The organism is Pseudomonas sp. F8002, from assembly GCF_013385495.1.
Taxonomy (GTDB): Bacteria; Pseudomonadota; Gammaproteobacteria; order Pseudomonadales; family Pseudomonadaceae; genus Aquipseudomonas.
The window spans coordinates 47,219-62,855 of the sequence record NZ_JACAPW010000001.1 but is presented as its reverse complement, the minus strand read 5'-3'; the positions used below and the strand labels follow the sequence as shown (position 1 = coordinate 62,855).

Here is a 15,637-nt window from a genome sequence, read left to right as displayed (position 1 = left end):
CTAACCTGATGACGAGGCCGTACGACGTGTTGAAGAAAACCCTGTTCCAGTTGCATTGGTTCTTCGGCATTACCGCCGGGCTGGTGTTGGCCTTGATGGGGATCACCGGCGCAACGGTGTCGTTCCAGGATGAAATCATCGAGTTGCTGAACCCGACGGTGTTGACGGTGGAAAAGCGTCCGGCCGGGGTACTGCCGCCCGCTGAACTGGTGCACCTGCTGGAAGCCCGTGAAGGCAAAGTCGTGTCGATGCTCACGGTGCAGCCCGACAGCACCAACGCAGCCAAGGTCTGGTTCACCCCACCGCCCGGTGAACGCCGCGGGCAGATGCGCTACTTCGACCCGTACACCGGCGACTACCTGGGCGATGCCGTCGGCCAGGAATTCTTCGGCTTCGTGCTGCAACTGCACCGCTTCCTCGCCATCGGCGACACCGGCCGGCAAATCACCGGCGCCTGCACGCTGATCCTGGTGTTCTTCTGCCTCTCGGGCCTGTACCTGCGCTGGCCGCGCCAGGTGGCAAGCTGGCGTGCATGGCTGGCGGTGGACTGGCGCAAGAAAGGCCGCAGTTTCAACTGGGACCTGCACTCGGTATTCGGCACCTGGTGCCTGCTGTTCTATCTTCTGGCGGCACTCACCGGACTGTTCTGGTCCTACGAGTGGTACAGCAACGGCATGACCAGACTGCTGTCCGACGCGCCGCAGAACGAACGCGTACGCAAGCGCGGCCCGGCCCCCGAAGGGCCTGCGCCGGTGGCCAATTACGCCGCGATCTGGAGCAGCATCTACAGCAACGCCGGCCCCGGCTTGAGCGGCTACAACATCCGCATGCCCGCGGTCGCCGGCCAACCCGCCACCGTCTACTACCTGCTGAAGACCTCGCCCCACGACCGCGCACTGAACCAGATCAACCTCGACCCGGCCACCGGCGAAGTCAAATCCCATGACACCTACGCCGGTAAAAGCTTCAAGGCACAGATCCTGACCAGTATCTATGCGCTGCACACCGGCAGCTACTTCGGCCTGCCCGGCCGGATCATCCTGACGTTCAGCGCACTGCTGATGCCGCTGTTCTTCATCACCGGCTGGCTGTTGTACCTGGACCGCCGCCGCAAGAAACGCCAGGTGCGCGATGCCCGCAAAGGCCTGACCGGCAACCACAGCGACGCGCCGGCCTGGCTGATCGGCTTTGCCAGCCAGAGCGGCTTTGCCGAGCAACTGGCCTGGCAGACCGCAGGGCAGTTGCAGGCCGCCGGCGTGCCGGTGAACGTGCAGTCGCTGGGCAGCGTCAGCGAAGAGGATTTGCGCCAATCGAGCCATGCGCTGTTCGTGGTCAGCACCTTCGGCGACGGCGAAGCACCGGACAGCGCCCGCGGTTTCGAGCGTAGCGTGCTCGGCCAGGACCTGTCCCTCAAGGGCCTGAACTACTCGGTGTTGGCCCTGGGTGATCGCCAGTACCAACACTTCTGCGGCTTCGCCCGGCGCCTGCATTTCTGGCTGACCAACCAGGGCGGCAACCCGCTGTTCGCCCCGGTGGAAGTCGACAGCGGCGACACCGATGCGTTGCTGCACTGGCAACAACAACTGGGCCAACTGACCGGCCATGCACCCGCTGCGGCATGGGCCAGCGCGACCTATGAAAACTGGACCCTGAAGCAACGCACCCTGCTCAACCCGCACAGCAGTGGCTCCGGCGTCTATTTGCTCGGGCTCACCCCGCCAGCCCCCCGGGACTGGCTGGCCGGCGACCTGGTGGAAGTGCTGCCACGCAACTGCCCATGGGCCATCGAACACTTCCTGGAAGGCCTGGGACTGGCCGGCAGCGAAGGTGTGGTAATCGACGGCCTTGCACACACCCTCGACCAGGCCCTGGCCGGCCGCCAACTGCCGGACAATCGCGCACACCTGGTGGGCCTGCATGCCCAGGCGCTGGTCAATGCACTGGTGCCGCTGGGCATGCGCGAATACTCCATCGCCTCGATTGCCAGCGACGGTGTGCTGGAGCTGATCGTGCGCCAGGAGCGTCACCCCGATGGCAGCGTGGGCGTGGGTTCCGGCTGGTTGACCGAACATGCACCGCTGGGTTCGACCATCAGCCTGCGACTGCGGCGCAACAGTGGTTTCCATCTGCCGACCGAGCCGCTCCCGATGATCCTGCTGGGCAACGGCACCGGCCTTGCCGGGTTGCGCAGCCTGCTCAAGGCGCGGGTTGCCGACGGCCAGCAGCGCAACTGGCTGCTGTTTGGCGAACGCAATATCGCCCATGACTACCACTGCCAGGACGAGCTGCAAGACTGGCTGGCCAGCGGTGACCTGGCGCTACTGGACCTGGCCTTTTCCCGGGACCAGGCAGAGAAAATCTACGTGCAGGATCGCCTGCGCGAATCAGCGGATGTGCTGCGTAAATGGGTGGCCGATGGCGCCGCGATTTATGTCTGCGGCAGTTTGCAGGGGATGGCGGCGGGTGTGGATCAGGTGCTGCATGATGTGCTGGGCAGCGAAGCCGTCGAACGTTTGATCGAGCAGGGCCGCTATCGTCGGGATGTCTACTGATTTCCTCCAGACAATGAAGGTCAACTGTGGGAGCTGGCTTGCCTGCGATGGCGGTGTATCAGTTAAAAATTATTGACTGACACTCCGCCATCGCAGGCAAGCCAGCTCCCACATGTTTAATTGCATTCCAAATCAGGCGGGTTGCAGTTTCTGTTCAAACACTGAAACCCCATCCAGGTCCCGCAAAATCACCGTCAGCTCCGCCGTCTGCCCGTCAATCTGCACCTCGCCAAAAAACTGGAACCCGGCAAACGGCGAGCTGTTCTGCACCGTCGGCGCCTTCTCGAACACCACTTCCGGGCCAAAGGTTTTATCCAGCGGATTAGGCCCGAAACTCCCGGCATTCAACGGCCCGGCGACGAACTCCCAGAACGGCTCAAAATCCTGAAACGCCGCCCGATCCGGATGGTAATGATGGGCCGCGCAGTAATGCACATCCGCCGTCAGCCACACGTGATTACGCACCTGCTGCGCCCGCAGAAACGCGAGCAATTCGGCAATTTCCAACTCGCGCCCCTGGGCCGGGCCCGGGTCGCCGTTGGCGATCGCTTCCCAACGCGGCACGCCGGGGCTGACCTCACCGTCGGGCACGCCCAGGCCAATGGGCATGTCGGCGGCGATGACTTTCCACTGCGCCTGGGAGGCCTTCAATTCGCGCTTCAGCCAGTCCAGTTGCTCACGCCCAAGGAACGGTTTTTCACCGCCAAGGTTGTCATCGTTCGGCCCGCGATAGCTGCGCATGTCCAGCACAAACACATCCAGCAACGGGCCGTAGCCGAGCTTGCGATAAATCCGCCCGCCCTGGTCGGCGCTTTGCCGGCGCATCGGTGAATATTCCAGCCAGGCCTGGCGCGCACGGCCCACCAGGGTATTGATGTCGCGAGTCTTGTAGCGTTCATCCAGTTGCTTGCTCGGCGACCAGTTGTTGATCACCTCGTGGTCGTCCCACTGCCAGATCTGCGGCACTTCGGCGTTGAAGCGACGTACGTTCTCGTCCATCAGGTTGTAGCGGTAGTTGCCCCGGTATTCATTCAGGGTTTCAGCGACTTTGCTTTTGGCTTCAGTGGTGATGTTGCGCCAGATGCGTCCGTCCTCGGTGGTCAGTTGCGCGGGCACCGGGCCGTCGGCGTAGATGGTGTCGCCGCTGTGAATGAAGAAGTCCGGCAGACGCAGGCGCATGGCTTCGTAGATGCGCATGCCACCGATGTCCGGGTTGATGCCGAAGCCCTGGCCGACGGTGTCGCCGCTCCACACAAAGCGGATATCCCGGCGTTGCTGCGGCACGCTGCGCAGGTGACCGAACCAGGGCTCGCTGGCCACGCCGGTCTGGGCATCTTCAAAGTGCACACGGTAGAAAATCGCCTGGTCGACGGGCAGGCCGGTGAGTTCGACACGGGCGGTGAAATCGGTGCGGCTGTCGGCCAGGGGCGAGACGAATTTGCGCGGGTTGCTGAATACGCTGCGGGTGTCCCACTCCACTACCATCCGGGCCGGGCGGTCGCTGCGGCTCCAGATCATCGCGCGGTCGCCCAGCAGGTCGCCGGACTGCACGCCGTCGGTGAGTTGCGGGCGATCCTTGACCGAGGCGATCACCGCAGGCGCGAGGCCCGGCAGCAACAGGCCGGCGCCGACGGCTTGCATCACGCGGCGGCGGCCGAGGTTGAAGTGGCTCATGCAGGTTCCCTCTCGAGCAGCAAAAGGGAAACTTAAGCATGACGGGATGAACGAGTTATGACACCGGCCTTATTGCTCACAGAGGTCAAATGTGGGAGCTGGCTTGTCTGCGATAGCCTCAACTCGGTTGCGCTGATACACCGAGGTGCCTGCATCGCAGGCAAGCCAGCTCCTACATGAACCGCGTTATGCCTGGGCGGGTGCGACAGAAAGCTCTACGGTCTCAGGGCGCTTGAGGAATGCATACACCACCGCCGTCAACAAACTGCCCGCCACGATCGCCAGCAGGTACAGCAGCGCATGGTTGATCGCATTCGGGATCAGCATCACAAACAATCCACCATGGGGCGCCATCAGCTTGCAGCCGAAATACATCGACAGCGCACCGGTCAGCGCACCGCCGGCGATGCTGGCCGGGATTACCCGCAGCGGGTCCTTGGCAGCAAACGGAATCGCGCCTTCAGAGATAAAGCACATGCCGAGGATCAGCGCGGCCTTGCCGGCTTCACGCTCGGTCTGGGCGAACTTGCGCCGCGCCAGGAAGGTGGCGATGCCCATGCCAATCGGCGGCACCATGCCGGCGGCCATGGTCGCGGCCATGGGGGCACCGCTTTGCGCTGCCAGCAGGCCGACGGAAAACGCGTAGGCCGCCTTGTTGATCGGGCCACCGAGATCGACGCACATCATGCCGCCCAGCAAGATGCCCAGCAGCACGGCGTTGGTGGTGCCCATGGTGCTGAGAAAATCCGTGAGGCCGGTGAGCATCTTCGCCACCGGCGGCCCTACCAGGTAAATCATCGCCAGGCCGGTGAACAGACTCGCCAGCAACGGGATGATCAGGATCGGCTTGAGGGCTTCCAGGCTCTGGGGCAAACGGATCGCGCGGCTGATGAATTTGACGCAGTAGCCGGCGAGAAAGCCGGCGAAGATCCCGCCGATAAACCCCGCGCCCAAGGTGCTGGCCAGCAGGCCACCGATCATGCCGGGGGCCAATCCAGGCCGGTCGGCAATCGAGTAGGCGATGTAACCCGCCAGCAGCGGCACCATCAGCATGAACGCCTGGTCGCCGACGGTTTTCAGCGCGGCGGCCAGGGTGCCTTTTTCTTCAAAGGCATGAATGCCGAACACGAATGACAGGGCGATAAGCAGACCGCCCGCCACCACCATCGGCAGCATGAACGACACGCCGGTGAGCAAGTGTTTGTAGACACCGGTCTTCTCCGGTTTGGCAGCGGCACCACTGGCAGCGGATTCCTGTTTGCCTTCGGCCAGCGCCTTGTTGAGGGTCGCCTCGGATTGCTTGAGCGCGATCCCGGTGCCGCAGCGATAGATTTTCTTGCCGGCAAAGCGCTCGGTGGCGACTTCGATGTCGGCGGCGAGCAGCACCACGTCGGCGTCACGAATCGCCTCGGGACTCAGCGGCGTGCGGGCGCCCACGGAGCCCTGGGTTTCCACCTGCAAGTCATACCCGAGGCGCTTGGCGGTTTGCTGTAACGCTTCGGCAGCCATGAAGGTGTGGGCGACGCCGGTCGGGCACGCGGTGATCGCGACGATACGCGGCGTGCTTTTCGCCGGTGCCGCGTCAGCCACCTGCACCTGGGCCTCCTCGGCTCCGCGACGCAACACCGCGTCCACATCCTGCAACGCCTGGGCCGGCGTGCTGCGGAATACGCGTTTGCCGATAAAACGCTGCATGTCCACCGGCGTGCTGCTGACCAGCAATACCCACTCGGCGGCTTCAAGGGTGGCCGCCGACAATTGGCGTTCCGGATGCTGCACGTCGACCACTTCGACGCTGGTGCTCCAGCCCTGGCGTTGCGCGGCGGCATCCAGCAAGCGGGCGCACAGCACACTGGTGACCATGCCGTTCGGGCAGGCAGTAACAATGGCTAACTTCATGACCAACCCTCTTATTGTTCTGTCAGCGGGCGCACGTGGACGCCGCTCTGCAAAGTCTCAAGCTGCGCTTCGTCGGTGATGCCAAAGCCGATCTGCGTGACCGCCATCGCGGCAATGGCGGTGGCGCGGCCCAGGGTCTGCTCCGGCGTATCGCCACTGAGCAAACCGTGAAGCATCCCGGCCAGCAGCGAGTCGCCGGCGCCTACGGTACTGGCCACGGTTACCTTGGGCGGCGTGGCGTGCAGCGCGGTATCCGGGCTGTACCAGCTCACACCCGCGGCACCGTCGGAGACCACCACATGCTCAACACCTTGCCGATGCAGTTGGCTGACAGCATCTGTGGCATGACCGAGGGCATCGGACAGTTCTTCAGTATTGGGTTTGACCAACCATGGGCCGGCCTTCAACCCGGCGCGCAGCGCTTCGCCGCTGGTGTCCAGGGCGACTTTCAAGCCGAGGTTTTTCAGTTGCTGCAGCAGGCCCTGGAACCACTGAGGGGTGATGCCGCGTGGCAGGCTGCCGGCCACGACGACGGCGTCGTAGCCCGGAGCAATCCGCGCCAGTTGCTCAAGCAGTGCGTGTTGCGCCTGCTCGCTGACCAGCGGGCCCGGCGCATTGACATCCGTGACCCGCCCGTCCTGCTCGGCGATCTTGATATTGCTGCGGGTTTCTCCCGGCACCCGAATAAACGCATCGGTAAAACCACGACGGGCAATCAGCATCTCGAATGCCTGGGGATTGTCCTCACCAAGAAAGCCGCCCACGGTCACCTGATGACCAAGGTCGGCCAGCACCTGGGCCACGTTCACGCCCTTGCCGGCAGCGTGGGTGATCATCGCTTCGCTGCGATTGACCTCGCCCGGTTCCAGGCGCGCCAGGCGCACCGTCAGGTCCAACGCCGGGTTCAGCGTCAGGCTTAAAATCCTTGCCATTTACACGGCCTCCACAAGCGCACGCACTTCGGCGGGAGAACCCACCGCCAGGGCTTTTTGTGCCAGGCCCTGAGCCTCGCTCAGACTGAATTCACGCACCCGTGCCTTGACCTCGGGGATGCTGCGCGCAGACACACTCAGCTCATCCACACCCAGGCCGACCAGCACTGGAACCGCCAGCGGGTCGGCCGCCAATTCGCCGCACACGCCGACCCATTTGCCATGGGCATGGGCCGCGCGCACGGTGATGTCGATCAGTTGCAACACCGCCGGGTGCAGGCCATCCGCCTGGGCCGACAGCGTCGGGTGGCCGCGGTCGATGGCCAGGGTGTACTGGGTCAGGTCGTTGGTACCGACGCTGAAGAAGTCCACCTCCTTGGCCAGTACCGGCGCGAGCAGGGCAGCCGAAGGTACTTCGATCATGATCCCCAGCTGCAGGTCGGCCACCGGGATTTCCAGGCGCAGGCGCTCGGTCATGGCCCGGGCCTGGCGCCACTCGTCAACACTGCCAACCATCGGGAACATGATGCGCAGTGGACGGTTGTCTGCCGAACGCAACAGCGCGCGCAATTGCGCTTCCATGATCTGCGGGCGTTGCAGGGTCAGGCGGATGCCGCGCACGCCGAGGAAGGGGTTTTCTTCCTTGGCGATCGGCCAGTACGGCAGCGGTTTGTCACCGCCCACATCAAGGGTGCGCACCACCAGCGGCCGACCGCCCAGGCCGTCGAGCACGCGGCGGTATTCGGCTTCCTGGGTGGCTTCGTCGGGCGCCTGTTTGTGGGCCATGAAAATCAGTTCGGTGCGCAGCAGGCCGATACCTTCGGCGCCCTGCTCCACCGCGCCGGCAACCCCGGCGCTTTCGCCGATATTGGCGAACACTTCGACGGCATGGCCATCGCGGGTCAGGGCCGGTTCATGGCGTTGGGCGGCGGCGGCTTGCAGACGTTGTTCGCGGGTGTCGCGTTCGACGGTGGCGCGCTGCAAGGTGGCGGCGTCGGCGTCCACATGCAGGCGACCGCGCTGGCCATCCAGCAACAACGGCGTGCCCGAAGCCAACAGCAATACAGCAGGGCCTGCACCCACCAGCGCGGGAATGCCCAAAGCACGGGCGACGATGGCGCTGTGGGCGGTGGCGCCGCCACGGGCAGTGAGGATGCCGGCGACACGCACCGGGTCCAGGCGCGCCACGTCCGAGGGACCCACTTCGTCCATCACCAGGATGTAGGGTTCGTCGGGCTCCTGGGCGGTTTCGACGCCGCACAGTTGCGCCAGCACGCGGCGGCCAATGTCACGCAGATCGGCGGCGCGCTCGGCAAGCAAGGCGTCCTGCAACGATTCCTGCTGTTTGGCGGCGGCTTCGATCACGCTCATCCACGCGGCTTCGGCGCTTTCGCCCTGCTTGAGGCGCGTCTCGACTTCGTCGGTCAGTTCCGGGTCGTCGAGCATCTCCTGGTGGGTGATGAAGATCTCGCGGATGGCCTTGGATTTGCTGCGCTCGATCAGGCCCTGGATGTCCCGGCGCACGTCGGTCAACGCCGCGTGCAGGCGCTGGTGCTCGATCACCGGCGACTCGCCGCGCAGCGGGTATTCGAAAGGTTGCAGCACCTGGATATGCGCCGGGCCAATCGCAATGCCGGGGGCGGCGGCAATGGCCTGGATCAGGCTGCCGGACACTGGCGCGCTGATGACCGGTTCGATCTCGACCACGGCTTGTTGGGCGCTGACTGCCGGCAACGGCTCGACTTCTTCGCCGAGGCCGTCTTCCACTGCCGCCAGCAAGGCGGGCAAGGCGTCACCGGCAATGGTTGGCTCGGCGACAAACTCCAGTACCTGGCCGCGACGCGCACCGAGGCTGAGCAACTTGCTCAGGCTTTTTACCGATACCGCGCCGACGTCTCCATCGACGATGCGCACACGGATTTCACCGTCAAAACTTTTCGCCAATTGCGCGAGGATCTTCGCCGGGCGCGCATGCAGCCCGTGGGCGTTGGCCAGGGCAATGCGCACGCTTGGCCAGTCGGCGGGCAGTTCACCGCCGAGCACTTCCAATACGGCGCGGCTACTGGTGGCGCGGCCGAGTTCCTGGCCACGGCCTTCGATCAGCAAGGCACACAGGCGTTCGAGCAAGGTCTGGTGGGCCTCGCCGAGGCTGGCCAGGCAGAACAGGCCGCTCAAGGGCTGGCCCAGGTAACGCATGGGTTTGTCCGGAGTGACAAAGGCCAGGCCGGGACGCTTCACCGTCTGCTCGCTGTGCAGCCACCACAGGCCATCGCCCAGGGGCAGCGCGTCGACTTGTTGCAGCACGGCGGCAAAGCCATTGCTCACGCAATCGGCCTGGCGCAACAGCCGTGCGCCTCTCCACACCAGTTCTTCGAAATCATCAGCCGACACGCCCAGGCCAATCATCTGTGCGTCCAGCGCCAGCTCCTGCGGCGCACCTTGCAGCAGTTTCAGCAAGGCCTCGGCAGAACTGGCGCGGCGCAGGGCCTGGCCCAGGTCGGTCTCGCCGAGGGCACGGGTCAGCAGTTGCAGCAGGCGCAGGTGTTCGTCGGATTTGGCGGCAATGCCGATCGCCAGGTAGACGATCTGGCCATCGCCCCAATCCACGCCGTCGGGAAATTGCAGCAGGCGCACGCCGGTGGCGAACACCTGGTCGCGGGTTTCGGGGGTGCCGTGGGGGATGGCGATACCCTGGCCGAGAAAGGTCGAACCTTGGGCTTCACGCGCTTGCAAGCCACTGAGGTAACCCTCGGCGACCAGGCCATCGGCCACCAGTTTTTCAGCGAGCAGTTGCAAGGCAGCAGACTTATCCACAGCCGTCTGGGCCATGGATATCTGCTCGTGGGTGAGCTCAAGCATGCCGTTCTCCTAGTTAGTGCGGCGGGCGCACTAGGTATTATTTTGAATAAATCAGTGCAAAAGCGTTCGAATAAAATTGACTGAGTGGTCAGTTGGCAGGACCACACTCGTCGCGATAATCGTAAAAATACGCTTGCTGAAACGTTTAATCTAGAATTTATGGCAGATTACGCGTTAATTTCCCATGATTGAAGAGCCACTCGGCTGTTGAGTTGCGACAATGGTCGCCTGCAGTAATCGGTTACGATTGGACAAAATGTCGGGGCAAGCTCTAAAAAACAAGGAAATCCCGGTTTGAAACTCAGTGATATCGCGCGCATTGCCGGTGTGTCTGTGACCACCGCCAGCTACGTCATCAATGGCAAGGCCGAACAGCAACGGATCAGCAGCGCAACCGTAGAACGGGTGCGCGCCGTGGTTGAAGAACATGGCTTTACGCCCAACCCCCAGGCCGCCGGGCTGCGCAGCCGGCACACCCGTACTTTGGGTTTCATCCTGCCGGACCTGGAAAACCCCAGTTACGCACGCATCGCCAAGCTGCTCGAACAAGGCGCCCGTGCCCGCGGCTATCAATTGCTGATCGCCAGCTCCGACGACGACGCCAACAGTGAGCGGCAACTGCTGCAACTGTTCCGCGCCCGCCGTTGCGATGCGCTGTTTGTCGCCAGCTGCCTGCCGGCCACCGACGACAGCTACCGCGAACTGCAAGCCAAGGGTTTGCCGGTGATCGCCATCGACCGGGTGATGGAGTCTACGCAGTTTTGCTCGGTGGTCAGCGATGATCGCCAGGCCTGCCAGCAATTGACCAGCAGCCTGCTGCACCCGCTGCCCAGGCAGATCGTGTTGATCGGCGCGCGGCCAGAGCTGAGCATCAGCCAGGAACGTACCGCCGGTTTCAAGCAAGCGCTGAAAGACTTCAGCGGCGAAGTGCTGATCGAACAAGGCGAGTCGTTCAGTCGCGACTGTGGCCGACAGCTGATGGAGCAGTTGCTGCAAAGCCTGGGGCATTTGCCTGACGCACTGGTGACTACGTCCTACGTCCTGCTGCAAGGGGTGTTTGACGCGCTGCATGACTTCCCGCTCAAATCCCGGCCACTGCGACTGGGGACGTTTGGCGACACCCAACTGCTGGATTTCCTGCCGCTGCCGGTGAATGCCATGGCCCAGCAGCATCAGTTGATTGCCGACACCGCGCTGCGCCTGGCGCTGGCGGCCATTGAAGAACAGCACTACGAACCCGGCGTGCATGCCATCGGCCGTACGTTCAAGCAGCGGATTCACTCGGAGTAAGCGGTGTGGAGCTGATCGACAGCCACACCCATCTGGATTTTCCGGACTTCGATACGGACCGCCGCGAAGTCCTGAGCCGCAGTCGCCGCGTGGGCGTGAGCAGGATGGTGGTGCTCGGGGTCTATCAGCAGAATTGGCAACGGTTGTGGGACCTGGTGCAAACCGACGCGGATTTATTCGCCGCCTTCGGCCTGCACCCGGTGTATCTCGACGACCATCGCCCCGCCGACCTGACGGAACTGGGCGACTGGCTGACCCGCCTGAACGGCCACCGGCAACTGTGCGCGGTGGGCGAAATCGGCCTGGATTATTTCCTCGAACAGCTGGATCGCGAACGCCAGCAAAGCCTGTTTGAAGCGCAACTGAAGCTGGCGGTGGACTTCCAACTGCCGGCGCTGCTGCATGTGCGCCGCAGCCACGCTGCCGTGATCGCCACCCTCAAGCGCATTCGGCTGCCACGGGGCGGAATCATCCACGCGTTTGCCGGCAGCCAGGAAGAGGCCCGCGAGTACATCAAGCTCGGCTTCAAACTGGGCCTGGGCGGCGCGGCCACGTGGCCGCAAGCCCTGCGCATGCACAAGGTGATCGCCCGGCTGCCGCTGGGAAGCGTGGTGCTGGAAACCGACTCACCGGACATGGCCCCCGTGATGTACCCCGGCCAGCGCAACAGCCCCGAACACCTGCCAGACATCTGTGCCGCCCTGGCGGAGCGCATGGGCATCAGCTCCTCAGCGCTGGCCGAGGCGAGCACCCGCAATGCCTGCGAGCTGTTCAACTGGTAGGGGCCCATCCCCGATGCATGCCTGGCCATGCCTCACACCCGAAAGGCCCCGATCAACTGCTTCAGCTCGATCACTTGCAAGGACAACTGCCGGCTGGCCTCTTCAGTCTGGTGCGCGCCCTGCGCTGCATGTTCACCGGCGCGATTGATCTCGACGATGTTCTGATCGATGTCATGGGCCACGGCAGTCTGCTGTTCGACGGCGGCGGCAATCTGCTGGTTCTGGTCGACGATCATGCCTACCGCGCCGAGGATGTTTTCGAGGGCCTGCTGGACTTTTTCCGACTGCCCCACCGTGCCATTGGCCATCTCGTGGCTGGTGCCCATGGCCTTCACCGCAGCGCCGACACCGCTGTGGAGCTTGGCAATCATCTGCTCGATTTCCTCGGTGGAGTGCTGGGTGCGCCGGGCCAAAGTGCGCACCTCATCGGCCACCACGGCGAAACCGCGTCCTTGCTCACCCGCGCGCGCGGCCTCGATGGCGGCATTCAACGCCAGCAGATTGGTCTGTTCGGCAATGCTCTTGATCACCTCAAGCACGCGACTGATGGATTGGCTGTCGATGGCCAATTGGTTGATGACCCGTACCGATTGATCGATCTCCGAAGCCAACGCCGCGATACTGCCTTGCTGGGACTGCACCAGGCCGCGTCCGCTGACGGTTTCATCGTTGACGCTGTGGGCGCTGCTGACCGCCGCCGCTGCACTGCGCGCCACTTCCTGGGCAGTGGAGGACATCTGGTTCATGGCGGTCGCCACTTGCTCGATCTGGCTGCGTTGGCCGGACACGGCCTGGTTGCTGCTGGCCGAGACTGACTCCACTTGTCCGGCCTGGTGTTCGACCTGGTTGACGGTGTGCCCTACCCGCTCGATCAGGTCATGGATTTTGGCCACGGTGGCGTTGAACACCTGGCCCAAATCCCCCAGTTCGTCGCGGCTGTGGGCGACGAAGGTGACGGTCATGTCACCGGCCGCCACCTTGTCCATCGTCGCCCCCAGGCGGCGCAAGGTGGTGCGGGTGGAGGCGTAGAAACCGGCGTACAAATAGAAGATCAGCAAAAACACCGACGCCAGTGCCGCCATCAATCCGATCATGTGCGTGCGGTTTTCTGACAGGCGTTGCTCCAGTTGCTGCTCGAGAAAGGTCAGGGTGGCTTCGTCGAGCTGATAGGTCTTGGCCATCAACGTGCTGACGTCGTCGTAGAAGCCTTGCCATGGGGCGTCGAGGGTTTCGGCCACCACGACCTGCTCTTCGAACAACTCACTGCCTTGCTTGAGGCTGGCCTTACTCGCGTCCGCCAGGCTCGCCAATGCTGCGTGGGCGGGCTTGCTGGAGCCGAGGGCATCCTGCAGTTTCAGGCCGTATTCCGCCTGGAGCTTTTCCAGTTGCTGCAGCAACTCGTCAAAACGAGTGCTGGACGACGAATTGAGAAAACCCTGGCCCAACGAATAAGCCCCCATGGCCCGGCCTTCCCCCAGGGTCTGGGTGACTTGCGGGGTGACGCTGGTGATCAGCTCACTGAGTTGGCGCAGGTCGCCCTGGGGGTCACGGCTCAAACCCGACTGGCTGGCGATGATCTGGCTGAGCATCTGTGCCTTGTTGAGGAGTTTTCCGATCAGCGCGCTTTTGCTGAGCAGTGAAGTTTCCTGTTGCTGGGCCTTGAAGGCGGCGATCATTTCATCGCGCTTGGCTTCGAAGGCGGCGGCCTGTTCTGGGTCGGCGGACAGGGCGTGGAAGCTTTGCAGGCGCTGCAGCAGGCTGTCTTCGAGGGCGGTGATTTTGTTTTCGATATCACCGGCCTTGCCTGATTGGCCGAGGGTTGCGTTGATCTGTACCTGGTTGTTCAGAGTTTCCAGGTCGCGGCGCAGGGCCAGGCTGCTGCCCAGCAGGTCGATGCTTTGCAGCTCGATGCGAGTGCCCTGGAATTCACGCCAGGAATCGCGCACCAGGTAGTAGTTGGTGGCCAGCATCGGCAACAGGAACAGCACGCTGATAAGGCTGAACTTCATGCCGAAGGTCAGGCGGTTCATGAACGCGACGGCGGGATAGAGCAAGCTCTTCACAGGTGAACTCCCTTTTCTTTTATTTTTATTGAGGGCGCAGGGCGGCGGCAGATAGCCACTATTTGGCGCTCTGTCTGTATAGCTCAATTCGAAAAGGAGGTTTGTAACTTAAGGTTAACGAGGTAGGAGCGAGCTTGCCCGCTCCTACAGGGGGGGGGGGCAAATCAGGGCAGCACGGTCCAGATGGCAAAGCCGGCGTACCACAGCACGGCGGCACGCAGCAGCAACTCCCAGATACGATCAAGGCTGTTGATGCCCTCGGCGCCTACCACCGGTGGCGGGATCTCCGCGGCCACCAGGCCCACCTTCTCCACCAGTTGCGCAGCACTGATGTCCCAGCTCAGCAGCTCATGCAGCATCACCCGGCCGACCGCCACAAAGTTGCCGACCAGGGCGAAACTCGCCGCCAGCAAACGTACCGGCAACCAGTCGAAGGCATGGCGCAATTGCCCGGCACGCTCGGCCACCAGTGGGTTCTTGCTGTTCTCGGTCGCCAGCGCCAGCAGACGGTAGGCCAGGGCGGCCACCGGCCCGAGGAGGAAGTACCAGAAAATCACCGCGAAGAAGCTTTGGTAGGCCTGCCACAACAGATGGCCCTGGACCCGCTCCAGCAACTGCTCACCACTGTCGGCACTGATGCTCAAGTCACGTTCGGCCACATGTTCGGCCGCTTGCAGGTCACCCCGGCGCCAGGCATCACGGAACGGGCCCAATCCGGCCAGGAGATCGCCACGGCCCAGGCTGTAGATCACCACCAGCAAGTGCACCGGCAGCGCCAACAGGCCATAGGCCACTGGCTCCAGCACCAGCAACAACAACGCAAGCAAGGCCACCGGCAGCAGCACCAGCAATGTGAGGATCAGCCACGGCTGCTTGCCCAGGCTGGCGCTCGACTCCAGCTTGGCCAGTTCCCGCAACCAACCGCCATCACGTTGTATTCGGTGACGCAGGGCCGAGAACTTCTCGATCCATACCGCCAGCACCAACACCAGAAAACTCATTGTGCGTGTCCTCCATCCTGCAAGGCGCTGCGAAAGCGCGCCCAATCAAATTCGGGTCCGGGGTCGGTCTTGCGTCCCGGGGCGATATCGCTATGGCCACAAATGCGCTGGCGGGTAATGCCCGTGTACGCCGCCAGTAACTGGCGCGTCAGGGCGATCAGGGATTGATACTGGGCATCGGTGAAGGGCAGGTCATCAGTGCCCTCCAACTCGATCCCCAGGGAAAAGTCGTTACACGTCTCACGCCCCTCGAAGCTCGATACCCCGGCATGCCAGGCCCGGTCCCGGCACGAGACAAACTGCGTCACCGCGCCATCACGCTCAATCAGAAAATGCGCAGAAACCCGTAGGTCGGCAATACCTTCAAAGTAGGGATGTTCCGTGACATCCAGGCGATTCTGGAAAAACTCGTGCACCTTGCCGGTGGCGAATTGCGCCGGTGGCAGGCTGATGTTGTGCACCACCAACAGGGAAATCTCGCCACCGGGGCGCTCGTTGAAGTTGGGCGAGGGGCAATGACGAATGCCCTGGCACCAACCGCTGGCGGGGTCCAACTGCATACTGGTTCCTTGAACGAGGCTGGGG

Annotated in this window: 10 protein-coding genes; 3 read left to right on the top strand and 7 right to left on the bottom strand. The window is 63.3% G+C overall.

The window, feature by feature from the left end:
* Positions 1-26: 26 nt before the first annotated feature.
* Complete coding sequence (locus HX811_RS00320; protein WP_177044539.1) at positions 27-2,552, top strand: sulfite reductase flavoprotein subunit alpha; 2,526 nt, start codon at positions 27-29, stop codon at positions 2,550-2,552.
* Between the two features lie 132 nt (positions 2,553-2,684).
* Here the strand turns inward: HX811_RS00320 and HX811_RS00315 are convergent, their stop codons facing one another.
* The 4 genes from HX811_RS00315 to ptsP all read right to left on the bottom strand — a co-directional run bounded on the left by HX811_RS00315 (position 2,685) and on the right by ptsP (position 9,916).
* Complete coding sequence (locus HX811_RS00315; protein WP_177044342.1) at positions 2,685-4,226, bottom strand: alkaline phosphatase; 1,542 nt, start codon at positions 4,224-4,226, stop codon at positions 2,685-2,687.
* 186 nt (positions 4,227-4,412) lie between these two features.
* Positions 4,413-6,125 (bottom strand): PTS fructose-like transporter subunit IIB, encoded by a 1,713-nt coding sequence (locus HX811_RS00310; protein ID WP_177044341.1) that lies wholly within the window; start codon positions 6,123-6,125, stop codon positions 4,413-4,415.
* A gap of 11 nt (positions 6,126-6,136) precedes the next feature.
* Positions 6,137-7,057 (bottom strand): 1-phosphofructokinase, encoded by a 921-nt coding sequence (pfkB, locus tag HX811_RS00305; RefSeq protein WP_177044340.1) that lies wholly within the window; start codon positions 7,055-7,057, stop codon positions 6,137-6,139.
* Complete coding sequence (gene ptsP, locus HX811_RS00300) at positions 7,058-9,916, bottom strand: phosphoenolpyruvate--protein phosphotransferase (protein ID WP_177044339.1); 2,859 nt, start codon at positions 9,914-9,916, stop codon at positions 7,058-7,060.
* Positions 9,917-10,210: 294 nt separating this feature from the next.
* Here ptsP and cra point away from each other — a divergent pair, with 294 nt between their 5' ends.
* Positions 10,211-11,206: a catabolite repressor/activator gene (gene cra, locus HX811_RS00295; protein WP_177044338.1), complete on the top strand. Its 996-nt coding sequence runs from the start codon at positions 10,211-10,213 to the stop codon at positions 11,204-11,206.
* Positions 11,207-11,211: 5 nt separating this feature from the next.
* Positions 11,212-11,988 (top strand): TatD family hydrolase, encoded by a 777-nt coding sequence (locus HX811_RS00290; protein ID WP_177044336.1) that lies wholly within the window; start codon positions 11,212-11,214, stop codon positions 11,986-11,988.
* Positions 11,989-12,020: 32 nt separating this feature from the next.
* Here the strand turns inward: HX811_RS00290 and HX811_RS32150 are convergent, their stop codons facing one another.
* The 3 genes from HX811_RS32150 to ampD all read right to left on the bottom strand — a co-directional run bounded on the left by HX811_RS32150 (position 12,021) and on the right by ampD (position 15,612).
* On the bottom strand, positions 12,021-12,725 hold the full coding sequence (locus tag HX811_RS32150; RefSeq protein WP_371132334.1) for a methyl-accepting chemotaxis protein: 705 nt from the start codon (positions 12,723-12,725) through the stop codon (positions 12,021-12,023).
* 1,490 nt (positions 12,726-14,215) lie between these two features.
* The gene (ampE, locus tag HX811_RS00280) at positions 14,216-15,052 is read right to left on the bottom strand and encodes a regulatory signaling modulator protein AmpE (protein ID WP_003215936.1); all 837 of its coding nucleotides are present in this window, start codon (positions 15,050-15,052) and stop codon (positions 14,216-14,218) included.
* Positions 15,049-15,612, bottom strand: coding sequence for a 1,6-anhydro-N-acetylmuramyl-L-alanine amidase AmpD (ampD, locus tag HX811_RS00275; RefSeq protein ID WP_003215934.1), 564 nt, complete (start codon positions 15,610-15,612; stop codon positions 15,049-15,051). The genes ampE and ampD overlap by 4 nt, the downstream gene beginning before the upstream one ends.
* Between the last annotated feature and the right edge of the window lie 25 nt (positions 15,613-15,637).